Raw genomic sequence first — 1285 nt, 5'->3', positions numbered from 1 at the left:
TTAATATTTGCGTCATGGTTATTTCCTCCCGACTGAGATAGTAGAGGGCAGTTTGTACCAAAGCCGGGTGTCCTCCCACTAGCTCCATCAATTGTTTGACTTTTTCCTGATTTTCCCAGGTGAGTTGATAACGTTGGGCTAATTGTAATACCTCCTCAAGACTAAAATGACTTAACTGTGCGGGGAATCCCACGTTAAAGGGGGATTGATTGAGCTGCAGGGGAACATAAATTTCCGTGGAATGGACGACGATAAGACGGAGTTTTTGCCAAATAGGTAGGGTTTTGGCTTCCTCGTACCAAGAACGCAGCAGCGGTAAAAAATCCTTGGCCACCTGGGGATGTTCAAAAATCTGATTAAGTTCATCGAGAGCGAGGACAATGGGGGCGGTAATCGATTCAAGCAGATAGTCTTGAATGTAAACCGTACAGCTAATCTTGCTGCCTAAATCCTCATCCCAATACTCATCTAATTGCGGTTTTAACTGTAGTTGACGGGCGGCATTGGCACACAACCAGCGCAAAAATTGGTTTAAATCACTCAAAATGGCCTGGTCCACCTGTTCTAAGTTCAAACTCACCGTGCGGTAGCCTTGCTGTTTGGCAAAATCGAGCATTCTCAAAAGTAGGGAAGTTTTGCCCATTTCTTTCGGGGCTTTTATCCGCACTAAAGCCCCCGGTTTCTTGATTTCCTGCCTTATCTGTTCTTCGAGGGGAAGACGTTCTAAATAAAATGGGGAACCAAGGGGAACTGCCCCATTGGGATAGGGGGGTAATGTGTCCAATTTTTCGCTCTTGGATGGAGAATTAACCAGAATTTTGTCTTGAGGGGGTGCTGTTAGCTGAAAATTCAGGGCGGCGATTTCTTGCCAGTCGAGGCATAATCGACGACAAATTTGGGCAAAAGTGGCTTGTTCTACCGGTTTACCAGTCAGGAAGTTGCTGACAGTAGCCAGACTAAATTCAGCTTCTTTAGCTAAGGAGCGTTGACTGCTAAAGCCCTGCTTTCTCACGGCTAATTTAACTTGATTGAGGCAATGTTGTTGTACTCTTAGATGGCTCGATAGGGAATCTCTCATAAGAATTGGGGTGTGGGGTGTGGGGTGTAGGGTGTAGGGTGTAGGGTGTAGGGTGTGGGGTGTGGGGTGTGGGGTGTGGGGAGTTTTCTCAGTGAACTGATAACTGATAACTGATAACTGATAACTGATAACTGATAACTGATAACTGATAACTGATAACTGATAACTGATAACTGATAACTGACTTCTAACCCAATGGTAGATGTT

Annotated in this window: 2 protein-coding genes; both read right to left on the bottom strand. The window is 45.2% G+C overall.

Features of this window, described 5'->3' with window-relative positions; translation table 11 throughout:
* On the bottom strand, window positions 1–1078 hold a 1078-nt coding region (locus PX481_RS02200), incomplete at its 3' end, for an AAA-like domain-containing protein (protein WP_288093480.1).
* Window positions 1075–1285, bottom strand: a 211-nt coding sequence (locus PX481_RS02195) for a hypothetical protein (RefSeq protein WP_353852178.1), incomplete at its 5' end; no start/stop codon positions are given. The genes PX481_RS02200 and PX481_RS02195, both read right to left, overlap by 4 nt.

This window comes from Microcystis sp. M53603_WE2 (genome assembly GCF_030065435.1).
This window is presented reverse-complemented; position numbering and strand designations above follow the sequence as displayed.